The organism is Thalassospira xianhensis MCCC 1A02616, from assembly GCF_003326475.1.
Classification (GTDB): Bacteria; Pseudomonadota; Alphaproteobacteria; order Rhodospirillales; family Thalassospiraceae; genus Thalassospira; species Thalassospira xianhensis.
This window is the reverse complement of the sequence record NZ_JPWA01000001.1, coordinates 40,834-57,960: the sequence shown is the minus strand read 5'-3', so window position 1 is coordinate 57,960 and position 17,127 is coordinate 40,834. Positions and strand designations below refer to the sequence as shown.

The following is a 17,127-nucleotide window of genomic DNA, read 5'->3' as shown; positions in this document are numbered from 1 at the left end:
ACTGAAAGCCCGGCCACTAGGAGAAATATTGATGTCGAGAAAAAATAAGTCGATCACGACGAACCGAAATGGCGCTATTGGTGACTTTTCCGACTTCGCTCCGCAGAAACTGAGTGTTGACGATATCGTAGCGAAGTCGCTTGGAAAGCCTGGGTTCTCGGAGCCGCGTCCACCGCGCACCGTTTTGGATATCGACAGTTCTTATTCCTTGGTACGATACCATCTTGGCTCCGATGAATTGCGTAACGACCTCGAAGCTGCCCGTCTCGACCACTCGGTTAGCTACGATAGGGCTCCACTCACGGCTCTGTTTGGCATCAAGGATTCCAAAGGGAATCTCGAAGCGCTATTTGATGTCATTGATGACAGTAAGGATGGCGGGCCAAAGATTGCCTATTGGTATGCGGCACAAGAGCAATCGGTGCCAAATGATGTCGTCGTTAGTTGTCTGACTTACCTCGATGTCCCGGCTTCATGGCGGGCCGGAGCCGATGCAAAGCTGGCTTATCTGTTTGATGTCTACTGGGACACTGAGAACGGTGGATGGGAAGTGCGGGATGCACGCCATCTCGTCAAGGTATCTTTCGTCCGTCAGTGTTTCGCTACGCGTCCGATCCTCACAGAAACCGTCGACGTCTTCGTACTGCCATCACCTAAGTATCTGCTGGATGACCCTGACAGGGAAAAAGCCTACTGGGCTAAAGATTACTACCGTGAAGCAGGATGGGCCGAGCTTGACCGGTTGTCCCCATCCCTACGACCGGGGTTTTCCAGCTGGACGATTGCTGCTGCCTCTCCGCCGCAGATGGTCAAGGTTGTCAACAGCGCGTTGGATGAAGACATTGCTCGTTTGACAGAACCGTCCTCGCCAAAGGCTGGGGAAGTCCCGATCGTCAATGGGCCGCAGGCAAAATAGCAAACCGTCTCTGTTGTGCAGTGCCAGTCTTCCACTCACCGAAAGGCATCTCTATGCCCAAAGGATACAACCTGAATAATGTTGTCGGCTACAATGCGGCCTATGCCGTGCCGCTGAAGCAACGCAAGGACCTCCACGCGAGGGCGAGAAAGCTCCTCTCAGGAGGTCAGGCAATGCGAAGTGACACACAAGGCTATGCCCCTCAATTTGTTCGAGCCTGTGATGAGTTTGATCTTGTTAGAATGTTTATCGGCTCAGCTCCGCTCCTTGCATATATGAAAGCCCTTGGATGTAAGGAAGACCTCATCATTACAAGGGATGACAACACATCTGTGTTTGGGGTTAGACACCAGCGAGGCACTCCGGTAGCGCTAATCATTGCCGTCGACCTCTTAGGGGATAGTAATGCGGGCATTCTGGACATTTTAACGTCGTCACAGGGAAGCCGTATTCGAGAAGACGTGCTGGTCGAGTTCCTAGAGCATCTGGACATCCCACCCGCGACGACATCTTCCCAACGTTCAATCTATGCATCGCATAATTTAGTATGGGATGCATCTTCCGGATGGTCGGTGGTAGAACCAGAATACATGGCTCGGGTTACATTCGAGCGCACGTGCAATGAAACTGAGCCTCCATTGCGCGAGACAGTCGACGTTCTGGTTCCGCACCCCAATAATCAAGACTTGGCAACTGTTTTTGAACTGAAGCAGAGCGAGTTTTATGAGCTCGCCTCCGCAGCATGGAAACAGTTTGCCCTGCTTCAAATTCGGCACTCGCATGATGATCTATGTTTCTCGTCGTGGAATCTCTCGGCCGATATCCCGACGAAGGTCAAAGTCGTTTCAAAGCTCTTGAGCAAACAACTGGCTGATAGCCCGGAAGAAGCTTCTCACCCCACACTTGTCCCCTAACTATTGCAAAGGGCCACCACATGCTGTCGAACACAAAGACAAAAGCCGAGTTTGTCACCGAACTTGCCCATCTCGAGAGAATGCCTCTTGGCGCGAACGCTCTCCTCAGCCAGGCCGGTTTCACAGTCGAGGACGCCATCGGAGACAGATGGTTGCATTTGCCTGAATGGTCGACGCTACTGGCGTATATGTATCGCCGTTTTGGCCCGCCGAACTTTTTCGGGTCGCCAGACGTTGATTTTGCCGGAAAGTGGATTGTCACCACGCCGCTCCATGACATTTTCGTGGTGGTCGCTCCCTCACCGGACCACGGATACGAACAAATCCAGTTCTTTGTCTCAAAAGAGCGCTTTCAGAAGCTATCGGTAGCAGAAGTAGCCGAGGACTTTCTACCAAAAGCAGGCGAACTCTTTGTCAGCCTCCTGGAGGATCTGGAACGGGGTGTTAAAACGCCTCGTGGCGTAATCAATTCTCATGGGCATACGGAAAACAAACGAAACGACCTTCCTCCGGCAGCCCATGCATGTCGTGCTTTTCCGACAAAGTTGATTGCGGACGATCGCTTCGTCAAGCAATTGTGCCCGGCCATTCATGCTCTTGGTGATGGTGATTTCGTTGAGGGACAGAAGCGCGCTGTTGCCAACCTCACTGAAGGCGTCTGGAACCAGGCCAGGGGTGCCTGGCGAGGCGTTCGCGAGATGATGGTAATGCTGGCTCGCAAAAGCGATTTGCCCGTCCTTTGTGCAAAGATCGATGTTTCGATGAACAGGGCCCAAAACCTTCAGAAATCTCTTTTGGGCATTCAGGAAATGTCTGCTATTCGAGACGCGCGAGCTCTCGATTCATTCCGCGAACATTGCGCCGGTGTCACATACGAAGACGTCAAACAGGCCATTCGCTACATGAACGGCGTTGGTTTGAGGGCCCGCAGTGTCAACCCTCTGGATTTGTTGCGGACGGCAGAATACCAAGATAAATGCGAAGGGTGCCTGCTAGACTTATTGGCAGAAAACCCACTGGATGACAGTCAATATCCGCCAACCGAAGTGTGGGGTTCCGGGGTCTACCTCTGCGACCAGATGGGAGCATATTTCCGCGGCATCGGACGCGCCGACATTGGGTCATGGATCTTGACATCCCGCGACAATGTTCCGTCTTCGGATGAAACGAACGAAAAGGCTTCAGATGTCGGACGCGAGGTAGTTTGTCAGGCATTGTTGGCCGCTTTCTATAGGGAGGGGGAAACACCAGTGGTTTCCATTCCGGGCTCCCCTAGCGCCGTCAATTCCGCGATGAACGAGTTGATTAAATCTTCTCCGCAGATTTAAGGTCTTCACAAACCAAAACACCGGTCAAGGATACGCATTCCCGGACCGGTGTTTTGGCTTCTCTGCACCGCAAGCATTCTACAATCCGCTTAAGCAAACCACTATGTGTGGGCTTGGGACGTGCATGCTACAGAAAATGCCTGGACGACCAAGCTCGGGGATGGGTATCGTCTCTGGAAGTCGGCGACATCCGCCATATATTGCTCACGGGTGTATTCTCCAGCTTCAATCTGCTCGACAAGCAAGTCTTCCAATGCCTGTGAAACATCGTGAGATAGCGTGATTGGCCGCAATGCGTGGACTTTCTTAGTCTTTCTATCAACCAGGATACACAATATCTGAAGTTGACCGTCGATGTTGGCATTATTCAGCTTGCGGTTTTTATGCTGCTCGACCGCCAATGAAAGAGGCATGTCTGCCCATTGATTAGCGGTAAGGTCTCCACACCGGCCACCGATGACGCACAGATGTTTGTTAACGCGCACCAATCCTAATTCGAAGGGAGCTGTTTGCAGAGACGCAATCTCATGTTTTCTGGGGCTCTCATAACAAGCAATTATGGTGATCAACCCTTCATCCGGTAAGATGAACAGCCCATCTGTATCTGGAAGGTCACCTTGCATTGTTGCCCCGACCTTCCAGTCACGTCGAATGTCGAGGTTATTTATGCGGTTAACGGATAAGACTATAGCCCCGTGTTTTTCATAAATGACGAGAGAGCCGACACCCAGGGGGACGCCCCAGCCTTCGAAAGTTCCTTCTACCGTACCGGCCGAGGCCGGGCGGAAATCCAGTTCACCATCCCGTTCCACCAGTCCCCGTGTTGTGCGCCATAGGCGCTTGTCTGCGTCTTCGACACTAAGATGGACATCAAGGCTGATTGTGGCGTCATTGTTCATTTCAGCGCGAACCGACGTTCGTGCTGTTTTTCCTTTTCGCCACATCTCCATCATTTGAGCACCCGTCGGGTCCTGGGTCATGAAATTTGAGATGGTTGCTCTTAAAAATGTCGCCTTTGTATTCGGCGATAGATTGCCAAACCACTCAATTGGACTGAACTCAGGATGACTGCTCAAATCTACGGGCATTGGTTGACCTTGATTACACGGTGAGTGCGTAAAAATGGATCAGTCGCCCTGATTGTTCAAGGAAATCTTGGAGAAGCTGGTTCCTGTCTCAGCTCTGGGAAATCCTGAGCATAGCGTGAACCTCTATAAGCTTCCACAGCCAAGGTGAAATCGAACAGAAGTTCACCACGCCTACGATCATAGTTCAGGCTGTTCGGGAGGTCATCCGTCGAAACAATCTCCGTCACAGCTTCCATGAATTTAGGTGTCACCTCGGCGGCGGTCGCCGAAAAGCTCTCAAGAGAGGTAATTCCTTCCGTCGCTTCCCGCAGCGCAATATACTGCTGGAAGAAAGCCATGTTTGCATTCTTGAGGTGGTCTTCGATATCGCGGAGGAACCGTTTTGCTGCGTCGACCAGTTTTCGGTCCGCAAAGCGCGTGTTTATCACCTCTGGCATCAATACTTCCAGCACATCATGCACAGTGACGTCTTCCCCACCGCCGATGAACTCGCGTGCGTAATTCATCGCATTTGGAAGATCACAAAGCGCAAAAGTGTTTTCATACCCTTGGTTCTCTACCGTATGCCATTGCGAGGTTGGTACAATTTGCAGGCGCTTCGTTACTGGCCAGATGCTTGACGTCAATAGCCAGAAAGGCTCACCGGTTTTTCTCCAGACCTGACCGTTGGCAAAAATGCAGTCGTCGGCCAACCTGTCTATCAGCATTGCCACTGTCTCCCGCCTGTTATCCTTCAGGACTTCGCCATTCAAGTCTGAAGCCTTGACGTCCTGACCACGCTGCATCGGTTGTTCTGACAGATCGCCGGGCATCCAATCAGGAAGGAGCTGCGGAGTAAAGCCTGCATTGCCTGCTTCTATTTTTTCAACGAGAGCACTCAGTTCCCGAGAAGGCGTCGAGGCCCGGTAGAGGGAACCGCCATAAAAGCGATAGTCCGACTTAGCGTGCGGAGAATTGAATGCGGAGCATTGGAATGCAATCGGAAAGTCGTCGCCATCAAGTGCGGTAATGCCGAGAGGGACGCGGTCATGGACCGTTATTTGACGTGGAAGTCTTTTTTTCGGCAGCATGACCTCCGCTTCATATGTGAACGGATAGTCGACAACGATACTGGTAACGGCCATGATGGGTTTCCTATGTTAAGCACCGCGTTCAGAAACGCGGTGCTGGAATTGCCAATGTCAGCTGCGCATCGTGCCCAGGCGACATTCTCTGCCGACGATATTGCTCGACAGCGACATCCAATCCGTAAGGGTATTCGCTGGATTTGGAAGGTCTCATTGGGTCGCCGAACAGGGCGGGGTGATCGTCTCGCGCCAGTAGCTCGTCGATGGCATCAAGGAATCCCGGAGTGAGTTCGGCCGACATTGTGGAAAAATCATCCGCTCTGATAATGGCGTACCATTCATCTCGCAGTTTTGCATAAGCTTCAAAGTATCCTACACTCGCATCATATACGAGGGAGCGAATACGCCCCATGAAGTCGGAAACCTTTGCAATAATCCGACGCTCGGGCAAGCGATGTTGCAAGAGATCCGGACGCAAAATCTCTACATCTCCGTAGCATTTGATATCGAAATTCTCGTCAGGTTCAAACTCGTTCTCCACAATGACCTGTTTGCCAACTTCCAGTTCGTCCAGGCCAAAAATACGATGATATTGCCAGTGTTGACTACGGCGTTCAGGTGTCATCCATGCACTGTCACAGACATCCAGGTCGAAGCTAGAGTTTTCTTTGCCCCTAGCGTAGATGGACGTGCTCGGAGAGAATTTCCAGACTGGTTCATAGGCTACTCGCCACAGTTGACCGTCTGAAAAAATGCAGTCAAACGGGAGATTGTCGAGAACTGCTGTAACCGATTCTCGTCTGTTGTCGTGAGATATCTGCCCGGCAATTTCATTGGATTTTATCTTCTTTGTTGCATCGTTGCCGTAATATCCGATGGAGGGAATGTCTTTTGTCCATTCATGGAAGAGTACCGGGACATAGACATTGTCCTCGGCTGCTACTTTGGCGATGAACTCGGCTTCCGTCACCTTCGGAGTTGTCGCGACATAAAAGCGACCTTCATGAAAGCGGTAATCAACGTATTTGCCTTCTTGTCGGCTCTCTGCGATCCTGAAAGCTATCGGGAAGTCTTCTGCTTCAATTGCAGGCAGCCGAACAGGAACCTTGTCGGTTATCTCGAACCGCCGGAGGTTCCTTTTTCCCGGGGGAACTATCGCAGCTTCATAGGTGAAAGGATAATCGACGATGATGTGGGACGTGGTCATAACTGGGCGCCTATGGTCTGGGAGTTGATGTTTCAATGGTCAGGGATGGCTGCTGCACGTATTCGTATCGCTGGACGGCATGTCGAAGAATTTGGATGCGTCGCCGGTCACCGAATTCTTCCCGAGAAAACAATCTGTCATGTTCGTTCAGGTACGCGACGGCGTGTTCGATCAGGTCCGGAGCCATATACCCTGAGAAGCCATTGCGAGCGTCACCGCCTTCTGCGTACATCTCGAGCAGAGCATCCCTGATGCCCGCATAGGCTGCGAAAAACTCACAGGTCCCCTTACGAAAGCATTCCATGGACGTCCATGCCCATGTCTGTTCACACGCATATGTCAGGAATGCTGCGTCAAGTTGATGCCTGACGACCTCTGGAAGAAGAACTTCAATGTCTCCATCAACGACAGTGTTGCTGGCGGTATCAAGAGCTAAGGCCACTTCTTTCTCGTCTGCGCGATACATATTCCCGGATTCAATGTCCAGGCTCGGCTCTGCGCTCCACCAAGAAACATTGGGTCTCAAACTTGAATACGTTCTGGTGCCATGGACCTCGCGGAGCTCCCAAACAGGTTCAGTTGCTGGAGTCCAGAGTTGATCGCCAATAATCCTGAGATCAGAAGCACTGGAAATTATCCGGGCAACCACTCGTTGGCGGTCGCTGTGTGTCTGCTTTGTAATTGCCTCTATCGCTATGCGTTCAAGCGAATGGTCTTTTATTTCGGCAAACCTTGCAAAGACCTCAAGGATGTCATCCTGAGGCACTCCGCAATTCTCATTGTAAGAAAGCAGTCGGCCTTGATGCCACCGATAGTCGATTTTCTTTCCACCGGGGAGAGTTACCACCATTGCCAAAGGGGCTTCATCCTCTGGCACCTCCTGGATGGCAAGTGTTAGAACGTCCCGCACCTTAGCCCACCGCTCCTTCTGGCATCGAGGTGGGATATGCGTGATTTGATACATGAACGGAATATCGAAAAGACGCGTCTTCATCTTGGTGTCCTCTCGCTGATTGCCTCTTGTGAAGCTTCGGCGATATCCGCCTTCGGGAACGTGCCGTACCACTTGCGCGCGAAGCTCAGTCGCTTCCTGGCGTCCTCCCGGCCCCACCGCTCGCTTTCCATGAGTGCAATGGCAGCATCCGCCGCCTCCAGCAGCTCTTCGGTCGGCTCGGTTATCGGCGTAGCCATGACATCCCGGAGTGCCGCATAGACTGCGAAATTCTCGACGGGCTGATCAAGGATTACCGACCTCATCTCTCTTTCAACCTCAAAGCATGTCTTCATAAGCAGTGCCTTCTGAGGCTCCAACTTATAGGGGTCGGTTCGGGAAATATCGCACCTCCCCTCAAACTCGGGCTCTGGGTACACGCCGTCGAAGTAGGTGGTCAGGTAGTCGTGAATTTTATCGGGCCTGACGAGATGCGGTGAAGAATACTCTTCCCAATCATTCAGCATTGTTGCCGAGAACGTGTGAGTGGATGGATTATACAAGAAGAATGGTTCACCCGTTTTGCAGTACGCCTGACCATTGCAGATTATCAGTTTCCCAGCATGCTCAAGGAGTCTGCTGATGACCATTCCACGGTCTGAAGATTTGATTTTACCATGCCTGCTCACCACCTCCGGATTTAATGAAATGGCATCATCAGGGATGTGAGACCTTTCGAAACTAATACGGTGCTCAAGGTACTCCTTGGGGCTGTTCTGCAATGGACTGTAGAAATGCTCCCCATCAGTCATAAGCTTCAACTCAATAGCTTCTGACTCACGAGATGCCAAGCCTGTACGAAACACACCTGCCTGCACGAAGGAAGCGCAGTCAATTTCCTCAATCGTTAAAGGAATACTGTCTTCCACGTAGATGTTTTTCCCTCCTTGCGAGTTGCTTGGCAACATCAGTGGCTTTCCGTGCTCAATGAATATTGGTCGGCTTGGGATGTAGTTCGCGGCAAACACAAATTTCACGTCGTCGATAATCATGGGTGAAGTCCTTCCAGCGTGCTTTCCGATGTGTTCCCGGGTTGAATCTCTGTCGTCAGTTCGGCCTGTAGACGGCGCCTGGCCAGTTTCAGTTCGGGAACAAGAGGAACGAGATAGTCGGGAATATCTTCGACCGGGGAACCTTCGAAGAATGCAATGGCAGTTTCACTTGCCTCAATTAGCTCTGAGGTTACTTCCCCCTCCTTCGCTGCGTGAAGTGCGTCCCGAATACTGGCGAAAACAGTAAAGAACTCGATTGACTGACTTCCAATTTCCTCGTGCATTTCCTTGCGTACTTCTTTGCATGCTGCAAGAAATTGAACCTGCTCGGGACGGAAAGAGTAAACGTCTGGACGGACTATTTCGCAAACACCGAGAACCGGAGCGGCTTCGATATTCATGACCTCGAAGTACCGTTCCATCTGATCCGGGCGGACCAGGGTGTCTGGTCGTTCATGAACCCCGTGTCTCTCAGATGCATTAACCAAGACGGGGCGCATGTAATTGAGATGACTGTCATACTGAAGGAAAGGTTCACCTACCCTTCTGTAAATAAGGTCATCAACGATAACAAAACTGGAGGCGTCTTCTACGATTTCTCTAATAAGTATTTGCCGGTCTGAATGTTCAAGGCGAACGTCATTTGGTAGACCTGCATGCAAGTAGCATTCAGTTCCAAATCGCTCAACCAACTGCCCATGTCCGTGCAAGGAGAGCATCGAACGCAAATAAGATCGAAATTTGTCTGGCGACAATAACGATTTCCCTTCTGGATCTGTTCCTATAACCGGCAGAAAGAAGTGAGTTCCATTCGTGCGAAGCTCACTAACGCGGTCCTCATCATATCCGAAACGGCCAGCAACGGGAAAATCGACTGGCGATACTTCACTGACATTGACCGGAATATCGTCACGAAAGTAGTGGTAGGATGCCTTTCGCTTCCCCGGCGGCCGATATTGGGCCGAATAAACGAATTCCACACTGTCGATAATCATTCAGGTCACCCGACTTTGATTTTTGAACTTACCAATCTTCACACAGCAATAAGCAAGAGACACCGCGAACGACTTTGCCATTGATGAATTACGAACGTGTTTCTGGGGTGTTAGGTCCGCTGTGATTTCTCTTATGAGAGGGAGCCCAACTCTCCCAGTCAGAACGTGCCCTAAAGAGCTTGCAGGATGCTAGCCGCGCTGTGCTCGTCAGCCATCGTCATATGAGCCAGCGCGTCTTGATATATCTGTCTTAGCTGCGGAGAGACCTCACCTTTTCTTCGGCACTTCTTTTGAGTGTCCCTCAGTTCCGCAAACAATGCGAACATCTCGTGTGTCGTCTCGAACGAACCCAACTGAATTTTGTTTCCCATATCAAGGATAAGTCGGTCGATTTCCTTCAATGTCATGAGTTCTTCACGAGCGAATTTTAGATGCCCCGGATTGAATATGCGTACACTGCCAAAAACCTTCGGGTCCACCGTAACGCGCATGAATGCTTTTACGTCTGCCACATCATCCAGACGGAAGTACATTTCCGGGTTTGTCACTTTCAGCTTGTCACTGGGAAAGCAGACTCTGGCCGCAGTGCTTGTCACCCCCCAAACCGGTTCCGGACATACCCGATAAATGTGGCCATCAACCATCAGAAACTGGTCCAAGAATCGCTTTATCTTGGATATCTCGCCATTCTTGGTCGAGGATTTGACAACGCCAAGACTTTCAGGGGCTTCTCTATCCTGTATTGAGGCGGCCTCGCGAGCGATTGCTTTGATGATTGGCGAACTCGGTTCGATTTTGGCTAATGCATCGAGAAAGCCTCCGTGGGGAGCATCCTTCAACGACCGACAAAACCGGTTTCCAAAAGCGTAAACAGAGACCACCTCATCAGTCTCTTCGACATTCTGCACTTCAGCGACAAGGGACAGGCTTTCTGCGTCCATAGTGCAAGGGGCGTATTCAAAGGTTTCCCGGAAACGCGCTTTCTCACGCCAGCGGTGCCCGTGGCGCACAAATACCGCGTCATATGAGAATGAGATGTGGAACATTTTCCCTGTCGCTCCCGTAGTAAACGTTACGGCCGTGGCCCGGCAGGAGGTTCTGATGCAACCTCGTTCGCCTTCTCATCCATAGCGTTTCTCCACGCCTTGAACGCCTTCACGAGATCGCCAGAGGCAGCGCCACTATCAATCAGCGTTGCTACTTGATCGGTTAGCTCTCCAAGAAGATCTGTGTCCCCTGGGGTCTCGGTGTAGTCATTGAAAGCGTCCCGGAAGGGGATGAACCGTTCCATTTCTTCGATGGAAACTTCATCGATGTGTCCAGCGATTTCCTTCCTCCAAGATTGCAGCCAGAACCTGACTTTGTCATATAGAACCGGAAGGGTCAGGTCTTCCTTGTAGATTTCGGGCGCAGTGATTTCCAGAACACCTGACCGATTAATTTCATCGATCGGTATCCTGTATGTTGCATTGTAATGCTCGATAAAACTATCCAGCTTATGTGCAGGCAGCAGCTGGGACAGATATGACGTAGCCTCCCCGAAATTTTCGTTTTTGATGACTTTATCCATGAGGCTCGATGGAACCGTCACTGGAGAGAGGAAGAGCGTCTTTATATTATTCCTCATGGACGTGGAGACACGGTATTTCCAATACGGCTCACCAATGGTGGAAACGATTTTGCCTGCCCTCACCCGATATTGGTTGGCAACATCGAGTATCGTCGCCCTGCGCTCATCAAGTGTGTCAGTGCCCTCCACAATCCTACCGTTTATGACGTCCCCCTCTTCAAGGAGGACGTCAACATCCAACCGGCCCCGCAGATAGAGGCGCTGAACACTACCTAGCGGGTTGTTATCGGAATCAGGGGCGAGACATAGTTGCTCGAACTCGTCCGCATTCACGCCGGTGTCGATGTAAAGCTGATTGCCGTCGTAGAACACATCACGCGGCTCAGTTTTGTCATTTTCAGCGTACATCCCGACAAGAGGGGATTCTGAGGCGTCAGTTTCCAGGATGTTGAGAAGCATTGAGCTTTTCGCATAAATCTCGCGGGGATTGCGTGCTCGCGGCATCAAGTAGCGCATGCTCCGGATGAACGGGATCTCGATAATCATGTTGGTAGTCCTCTTGCGTAGGTGACTTAGGCGAACTATTGGCGTGATGTTGTCCGGTCCGTCTTACGGCGCCATGTTCGTACATGAGTTGAAGGGCTTAATTTCGCTCAACACGCTTTCCCGCCATTGCTTATGGGCGCTTGCCAAGGACCGTGCCCCGTCGGCATCATAGTGGTTTGCCGCCAGCTCAATGGCGACGGACAGATCCTCTGTGATTTCCCGCCCCTTTAGGTTTGTGAACGCATCACGCAGAGCTGCATATGCTGCGAAATGTTCGGCCGATGTGGATGCAATCGATGTCTTGATTGAACCTCCCCATCCCTGCACAACTCTCTGTGCAGCGGCCAACAATTTCGGCGTTTCCAGATCAATTTTGAGAGCTTCGGGCTCTGAAATATCGATAGAGCCAAGTCGTTGAATCTTTTTAGGGGCACGATCACGGCCAAACTTCGATTTGTTCAAAGCGTCGGCTAACTTGGTGTAGTAGGCTTCAACGTCGCCATCTCGGAGGAGGCTAACCAGCGTCTCCATGACCTTCGCCTGCCTGTCGTCTTCTTCGACCGCTTTGTAAAGCCAGTCTTCTGTGACCAGCAGCGGGCGAATTTCAAACACAGGGGTGCCATCATCCGCAAAAGTGATTTTATGATGCCAGACGGGCGTGCCGACGCGCTTGATAAGTTTGCCATCGATAATGGCAAACTCCATAATCGCCTGAAGAACTTTGGCCCGTTGTTCATGGAAATCACTGGAACCGATCCGTTTGGGATCGACATCTTCTGCAATGATTAATCTGTCGGTAGGTTGGCCGTTGCTGGTCGTTCCCCACCAGAGCTGCTGGACGTCTCGCAGAGGATTGCGGTGCGGGTCATCGGTATTTATTACCTCTTTAAGGCTCTCCGGTGTCAGGCCGGTATCGGCATAGCACGTCTTCCCATCAAAGAAAATTTCGACCGGGTCAGCATTCGGTTCCTTCGTAATGGTTCCAACAGATTTGCATTGGTCTCCCGTGAACTCCTGAAAGTTCCCGAGTATCGTCTGCCGCATCGTCATGTTTTTCTCATTGCGAGCGCGCGGCGGTGTGTAAGTTACGTTATGGTGAAAGTAGACATCGATAATCATGGACGCCAATCCTTTGCAATCAGATCAATATTTCTCGTTCGAGCGCGTGGCATGACGGCTGCCAGCGCGTTGTTGATAGCCATGCGTCGTTCCTCCGGCAGCTTCTCAAGTGCATGCGCAGCGCACTTAATGGCGTCTGTGAGCGGCGAAATTGGTTCGTCGATGGAAGTTGTTTTCCTGACAGCTTTATAGATGGCCTGAATGGCATCAAAGTCGTCCGATGACAGGTCAACTATCTCTGGTTTGCGCGGGTCGCCAAACCAAGACATCATCCGCCAAACCTGATGACGCAACGCCCATTCTTTTTGTCTGTAGGAGAAAGCGCCTGCTTTCAGGTCGGAAAGGTCGCCATCGAGACATACGGTACCACCGCCGACTTCCCTCCCCAGAATGTAAGCTTCCAGCTGGTCCGGTCGAACCCATTCCCGCAAATGGTCCGGAGACGAGACATTTGGCTTTCTGAAGGATGTCCGCAGATGATCCGGAGTAATCACTTCCCATCCTGGTTCACCGCATTGAATAAACAGTTGGCCGTCGAGGAGCCTGGTATCCTCCAGTGCTCGGATCGAAGAACTCAATGTGCTCGCCCGATCTCCCAAGGAAAACGTTTCACCAGCAGCATGCAATTCTGCCAATGGTACTGCTGCGGCGTTCGGGACACTGATGGCCTGCGCAGCCAAGATACGAGCAATAGATGCGCTCGTATCTGCACTCTGATCGGTAAGCTGGTGATAAAACTCGGCACCGCTTTTTCTGATTTCGAGTGTCTCGTCCAATAAATTGGATGTATCGCGTTTCAGGCAGGCAACATATGGGAATGCCTCTGCGTCAATCTCAATAACAGGAAGTTGCACGACCTCTTTGACGTGTACGGTCTCAGCCTCCCCGTTTTCACGCAAGAGTGCAGTTTGGTAATATATTTCGACAGGAAAGAGCATTTTCTTTCGGGTTCCCATGAGCCCCTAAAAGAAAAACCCTCAGGGACAGTTGCTTCTGTCCCTGAGGGTTGCGTGGATAGATGCAAACAACAAATGTCAATTACATCGTTAGTGACGTGCTCGCCGTTTGAATTGCGATATCAGGAAAATATTTCGTTAATTCTTCCTCGCTAAATAGTGGCTCCTTATCAGGAGCAAGCGGGTCGATATTATTCCAGAGTCGCCAAGTGTTTACGACAGACTCTGCCTCCTCCTTGGTGTCCACGTAGATCAGCGGTTCCCCATCTGAGAATAGCACGCCGAATGGCTTTTCCCATGTCGCGAGGTCGTCACTGGAATCAAAGATATCCGGTTGCTCGATAGACACATCCTGGCCAATATAGGGGTGGTCGAAGTAGTCGATGAATAGGCAAGGCGGAACCAAGTCAGCGGTTGCCGAGGCGTCAACGGCAAATGACAAATCATACCGAGCAGGGCGGAACCGGTCATCCCGTTGTCCAGAGCTATCAAGTGCCACCAATTGTTCATCAGGTGCATAAAGGTCAAACTGAACTGTCAAGCCATCGGGATAAACGGCACAACAGTCAAACCTGGGAGCAGGGTTGTCCGGAGACCGGAAGCATCTTTTCCATGCTGCTACTTGTACCCGCGCTTCGTCCAGGGAGGGAACTTCACAGGTAACAACATCCTGAGATGTGGAAGGGATCATTGACACAATGAAGTATTCTGGCTTGAGCTGTAACTTGACTGGCGCTGGCGGCATGTCCTCGCTCTTTTTGTTCTCGCTCAGCATCAAAACATCCAGGTAACCTACTGCCTCCTGATATGCGCCATCCGGGAGCGTGAGGTTCAAGCCGATTTCGGTTGCCTGCGCTCCAAACCTGTCGACCAACTGAATGAAATGGTCAGACCGAACCGGAATTTTGAAGTTCTCATCTTGCCCGCGAAGGCCCCTGATTGGTTTGGTGCGCATTGGGTTGTCCTCGATAAAACTGTGATGTCCCCATTTTTATATGTTTCGTTGCAATTGAGAAGGCAAAGTTGCATTTACCCGCCGACTTCACGGATAAAGTCGATTGACAAGCAAAACATAGAAGATATAGCCTTCAGATTGAAGGATAACTTCAAAACTTTCCTTTGATGGAGAAGGTCATAGTACAGACGAACAGTGCCCCGGCGACGAAGAGTAGCCCGAGGGTAAACGGGAATATCACGGCGCCTCGTGTTTTTCTTATCGATGAATCAGGTGAAAAAATCGGAGACGTTGCGATTGCCGAAGCAATGCGACTAGCCGAAGCCCGCGACCTGGATCTCCTTGAAATCAATCCGGTTGGTAATCCGCCGGTGTGCAAGATCCTTGATTTCGGGAAGTACAAATACGAATCCCAGAAGCGAGCGTCAGAAGCTCGAAAGAAAGCCAAAGTCGTCGAGACCAAGGAATTAAAGTTCCGGCCAGTGACGGATACCCATGACTATCAGGTGAAACTCCGGGCTGCGGCCAAGTTCCTGAAGCAGGGGCACAAGGTCAAATTGACCATGCGGTTCCGGGGTCGTGAGCTATCCCATCAAGAGCTTGGGCTGGCCCTTCTGACACGTGGGCGGGATGATTTGGCTGCCTACTCGAAAGTGGAACAGCCACCGCGTATGGATGGGCGACAAATGTCCTTGGTTTTGGTCTCGACATGTTCCTGACCTGAACCTTCAGATCAAGCTTGGGCGGAGATGATTATCCCTCGGGGCATATCTCGTTGCATGTTTGATTGCGAATTCGCAAGGTTCTATGAAATCGCCCAATAGGAAATCCTGTCGGGCGATTTTCTGTTGGCATATGTGTTTCGAACACGAGCCGTTTCAGAACGTGTAAGTTACAAGTTTAAATCCGCTCATTAGTTGAAGTGAGTTTTGATTTTACTTCAAATAAGAGAACTTCGTTTTACTTTATTGCTTAAGTCGCGACATGTTTTACCGCCTTAGTTAGTATAAAAAGGACTTATTCTTAAATTTATCTTCAAATTTGCTGGATGTGCTAGACAACCTTATTATCTTGAAGCAATAATTATACCTGTGCACGTTTTGTGTAGATGCGCGGCTCCGAAGAGGTAGAACATGTTACCAATTGCTTATCCCGCTACGAAAATGGATGTGACCAGAAATGACAGTGGGGAGGTTCTTCTGAGCATTGTTCTGCCCAAGGGAACGTCACTGGTTTGCCCTGTTATTACTTTCGGGCAAGCGGGCGACCGCTGGGTGGCCAATATTTCGGAACAAGGAAAAGCTGAGCGCATTATTCTCCCCTATGTGCATGACACGGCCGTTGAGTGGATTTCTTCGGTTCCACGTCATAGCGAGGCACTAACAAAAGGCCGCACACCAATCCCGGGTGACCCGCGTAAATTTGGCACGCATTACCTTCTTGTCTGTGAAGTGGTTAACGACACTCCGATTGGTTCATATTTTGCACGCATCAAGGACAAGCCTTACACTGAAGAGCTTGTCCTTGATCAGGCCAGTTAGTCTATTACGAGATCCATCACTTCAGTATTGGGTCTCCGATTTACCTTGGCGAGTTCAATCCGGTCAACCTTGTCAAGCCTGGTTCCAATCGTTTCGGCGATGACCCCCGTCACGTCCGGCAGCTCTATGTCAAGAGCCGCGCTCAAGTCTCCCGAAAGCATCTGTTGATACACGGAGAAGGGCATTTTAACCGTATCGACGATTTCCTTCGCTCGGTGGGAAATGTCGTCATCTGTCATCCACGTTAGCGCGCCCTCTCCTTGAATGACGGCCCAGGTGACGGCACCATCAATAGCTGCTGACGTCAGGCTGACGCTAATGAGCTCTCTTGGCAACTTGCCATTCATAGCCTCTTCGAAATCAAGAAGGCGTGAATCGGCAACTTTTGTGACGAACTCAAGTGGGCCACCATCCCTGATGACCTGTAAGGCACCGTAGGCATCGGCATAGTTCGCTCTCAAGTAAGACAGGTATCCGGCTTCCTCTGAGGTTAGTGTTCTCTCTACGGCTGGATCGACCCAATAGTCGTCGTCAAAAGATGCCTCTCGATACCATGTCAGAAATTCCCTTTTTAGCCCAACATCCATGTTATCTGCCACGAAAGTCAGCGCATCATCTGCACGCAGGGAGGCATGCAGCACATTTACGCAGGTGAACGCACAATCATCACCGCTGAAGGCATTTCCAGTAATCTGATAGTGTGGTGTGCTTGGCGAAGCGTCTTGCCATTCACTCGCTGCGTTCATTGCCAGCCCCAGAGACACACCAACTACAGCCAGCACCTTGAAGTAGGGGTGACTTCCTTCGGATGGAGCGCCAGAACTAACTGTTTGGGTGAAGCCGTCAAATTCATTTGATTGCATGTTGTCGTGAAATGCGCGCAGTTGCGCCAAATCCTGTTTTTTCATTCTGAACCCTTCAGTCAGCAGGCGGGAGCATCTT

At 50.9% G+C, this 17,127-nt stretch carries 17 protein-coding genes; 5 read left to right on the top strand and 12 right to left on the bottom strand.

Translation table 11 applies throughout. The features are described 5' to 3' along the window. Positions 1 to 31: 31 nt before the first annotated feature. The 3 genes from TH5_RS00330 to TH5_RS00320 are packed head-to-tail and all read left to right on the top strand — an operon-like array spanning position 32 to position 3,158. Entirely contained in the window at positions 32 to 916 is an 885-nt protein-coding gene (locus TH5_RS00330) for a hypothetical protein (RefSeq protein ID WP_114120020.1), read from the top strand. Positions 917 to 969: 53 nt separating this feature from the next. Next, positions 970 to 1,830: a hypothetical protein gene (locus TH5_RS00325; RefSeq protein WP_114120019.1), complete on the top strand. Its 861-nt coding sequence runs from the start codon at positions 970 to 972 to the stop codon at positions 1,828 to 1,830. Positions 1,831 to 1,850: 20 nt separating this feature from the next. Beyond that, a complete protein-coding gene (locus tag TH5_RS00320; protein ID WP_114120018.1) occupies positions 1,851 to 3,158 on the top strand; it encodes a hypothetical protein in 1,308 nt (435 codons plus the stop codon). A gap of 101 nt (positions 3,159 to 3,259) precedes the next feature. On the opposite strand, the gene TH5_RS00315 is transcribed toward TH5_RS00320, so the two are convergent. From TH5_RS00315 to TH5_RS00265, 11 genes are all read right to left on the bottom strand, one after another. Further along, positions 3,260 to 4,246, bottom strand: a complete 987-nt coding sequence (locus TH5_RS00315) for a hypothetical protein (protein WP_147249988.1) — start codon at positions 4,244 to 4,246, stop codon at positions 3,260 to 3,262. Between the two features lie 56 nt (positions 4,247 to 4,302). Next, complete coding sequence (locus TH5_RS00310; protein WP_114120016.1) at positions 4,303 to 5,370, bottom strand: hypothetical protein; 1,068 nt, start codon at positions 5,368 to 5,370, stop codon at positions 4,303 to 4,305. A gap of 28 nt (positions 5,371 to 5,398) precedes the next feature. Further along, the gene (locus TH5_RS00305) at positions 5,399 to 6,520 is read right to left on the bottom strand and encodes a hypothetical protein (RefSeq protein ID WP_114120015.1); all 1,122 of its coding nucleotides are present in this window, start codon (positions 6,518 to 6,520) and stop codon (positions 5,399 to 5,401) included. A 10-nt stretch (positions 6,521 to 6,530) separates the two neighbouring features. Further along, a complete protein-coding gene (locus tag TH5_RS00300; RefSeq protein ID WP_114120014.1) occupies positions 6,531 to 7,514 on the bottom strand; it encodes a hypothetical protein in 984 nt (327 codons plus the stop codon). Beyond that, entirely contained in the window at positions 7,511 to 8,503 is a 993-nt protein-coding gene (locus TH5_RS00295; RefSeq protein ID WP_114120013.1) for a hypothetical protein, read from the bottom strand. Before TH5_RS00295 ends, TH5_RS00300 begins: the two co-directional genes overlap by 4 nt. Next, entirely contained in the window at positions 8,500 to 9,498 is a 999-nt protein-coding gene (locus TH5_RS00290; RefSeq protein WP_114120012.1) for a hypothetical protein, read from the bottom strand. Before TH5_RS00290 ends, TH5_RS00295 begins: the two co-directional genes overlap by 4 nt. Positions 9,499 to 9,668: 170 nt before the next feature. Continuing rightward, positions 9,669 to 10,544, bottom strand: a complete 876-nt coding sequence (locus tag TH5_RS00285) for a hypothetical protein (protein ID WP_114120011.1) — start codon at positions 10,542 to 10,544, stop codon at positions 9,669 to 9,671. A gap of 26 nt (positions 10,545 to 10,570) precedes the next feature. Next, positions 10,571 to 11,614, bottom strand: coding sequence for a hypothetical protein (locus TH5_RS00280; protein ID WP_114120010.1), 1,044 nt, complete (start codon positions 11,612 to 11,614; stop codon positions 10,571 to 10,573). A gap of 63 nt (positions 11,615 to 11,677) precedes the next feature. After that, on the bottom strand, positions 11,678 to 12,733 hold the full coding sequence (locus TH5_RS00275) for a hypothetical protein (RefSeq protein ID WP_114120009.1): 1,056 nt from the start codon (positions 12,731 to 12,733) through the stop codon (positions 11,678 to 11,680). Then, the gene (locus TH5_RS00270) at positions 12,730 to 13,671 is read right to left on the bottom strand and encodes a hypothetical protein (protein ID WP_167443413.1); all 942 of its coding nucleotides are present in this window, start codon (positions 13,669 to 13,671) and stop codon (positions 12,730 to 12,732) included. The genes TH5_RS00275 and TH5_RS00270 overlap by 4 nt, the downstream gene beginning before the upstream one ends. Before the next feature lie 100 nt (positions 13,672 to 13,771). Next, on the bottom strand, positions 13,772 to 14,644 hold the full coding sequence (locus tag TH5_RS00265; RefSeq protein ID WP_114120007.1) for a hypothetical protein: 873 nt from the start codon (positions 14,642 to 14,644) through the stop codon (positions 13,772 to 13,774). A gap of 167 nt (positions 14,645 to 14,811) precedes the next feature. Between TH5_RS00265 and infC the strand changes: the two genes are divergently transcribed. Both infC and TH5_RS00255 read left to right on the top strand, forming a co-directional pair. Continuing rightward, positions 14,812 to 15,363 (top strand): translation initiation factor IF-3, encoded by a 552-nt coding sequence (infC, locus tag TH5_RS00260; RefSeq protein ID WP_097052217.1) that lies wholly within the window; start codon positions 14,812 to 14,814, stop codon positions 15,361 to 15,363. 414 nt (positions 15,364 to 15,777) lie between these two features. Then, positions 15,778 to 16,185, top strand: coding sequence for a hypothetical protein (locus tag TH5_RS00255; protein WP_142994509.1), 408 nt, complete (start codon positions 15,778 to 15,780; stop codon positions 16,183 to 16,185). Here TH5_RS00255 and TH5_RS00250 read toward each other — a convergent pair. Further along, entirely contained in the window at positions 16,182 to 17,093 is a 912-nt protein-coding gene (locus tag TH5_RS00250; protein WP_114120006.1) for a hypothetical protein, read from the bottom strand. The genes TH5_RS00255 and TH5_RS00250 overlap by 4 nt on opposite strands. Between the last annotated feature and the right edge of the window lie 34 nt (positions 17,094 to 17,127).

Coding starts and splice junctions, on each gene's coding strand:
- TH5_RS00280 (WP_114120010.1), bottom strand. CDS start 11,614: ATGATTATCGAGATCCCGTTCATCCGGAGCATGCGCTACTTGATGCCG.
- TH5_RS00270 (WP_167443413.1), bottom strand. CDS start 13,671: ATGCTCTTTCCTGTCGAAATATATTACCAAACTGCACTCTTGCGTGAA.
- TH5_RS00330 (WP_114120020.1), top strand. CDS start 32: ATGTCGAGAAAAAATAAGTCGATCACGACGAACCGAAATGGCGCTATT.
- TH5_RS00295 (WP_114120013.1), bottom strand. CDS start 8,503: ATGATTATCGACGACGTGAAATTTGTGTTTGCCGCGAACTACATCCCA.
- infC (WP_097052217.1), top strand. CDS start 14,812: ATGGAGAAGGTCATAGTACAGACGAACAGTGCCCCGGCGACGAAGAGT.
- TH5_RS00275 (WP_114120009.1), bottom strand. CDS start 12,733: ATGATTATCGATGTCTACTTTCACCATAACGTAACTTACACACCGCCG.
- TH5_RS00285 (WP_114120011.1), bottom strand. CDS start 10,544: ATGTTCCACATCTCATTCTCATATGACGCGGTATTTGTGCGCCACGGG.
- TH5_RS00310 (WP_114120016.1), bottom strand. CDS start 5,370: ATGGCCGTTACCAGTATCGTTGTCGACTATCCGTTCACATATGAAGCG.
- TH5_RS00320 (WP_114120018.1), top strand. CDS start 1,851: ATGCTGTCGAACACAAAGACAAAAGCCGAGTTTGTCACCGAACTTGCC.
- TH5_RS00305 (WP_114120015.1), bottom strand. CDS start 6,520: ATGACCACGTCCCACATCATCGTCGATTATCCTTTCACCTATGAAGCT.
- TH5_RS00300 (WP_114120014.1), bottom strand. CDS start 7,514: ATGAAGACGCGTCTTTTCGATATTCCGTTCATGTATCAAATCACGCAT.
- TH5_RS00315 (WP_147249988.1), bottom strand. CDS start 4,246: ATGCCCGTAGATTTGAGCAGTCATCCTGAGTTCAGTCCAATTGAGTGG.
- TH5_RS00325 (WP_114120019.1), top strand. CDS start 970: ATGCCCAAAGGATACAACCTGAATAATGTTGTCGGCTACAATGCGGCC.
- TH5_RS00265 (WP_114120007.1), bottom strand. CDS start 14,644: ATGCGCACCAAACCAATCAGGGGCCTTCGCGGGCAAGATGAGAACTTC.
- TH5_RS00290 (WP_114120012.1), bottom strand. CDS start 9,498: ATGATTATCGACAGTGTGGAATTCGTTTATTCGGCCCAATATCGGCCG.
- TH5_RS00255 (WP_142994509.1), top strand. CDS start 15,778: ATGTTACCAATTGCTTATCCCGCTACGAAAATGGATGTGACCAGAAAT.
- TH5_RS00250 (WP_114120006.1), bottom strand. CDS start 17,093: ATGAAAAAACAGGATTTGGCGCAACTGCGCGCATTTCACGACAACATG.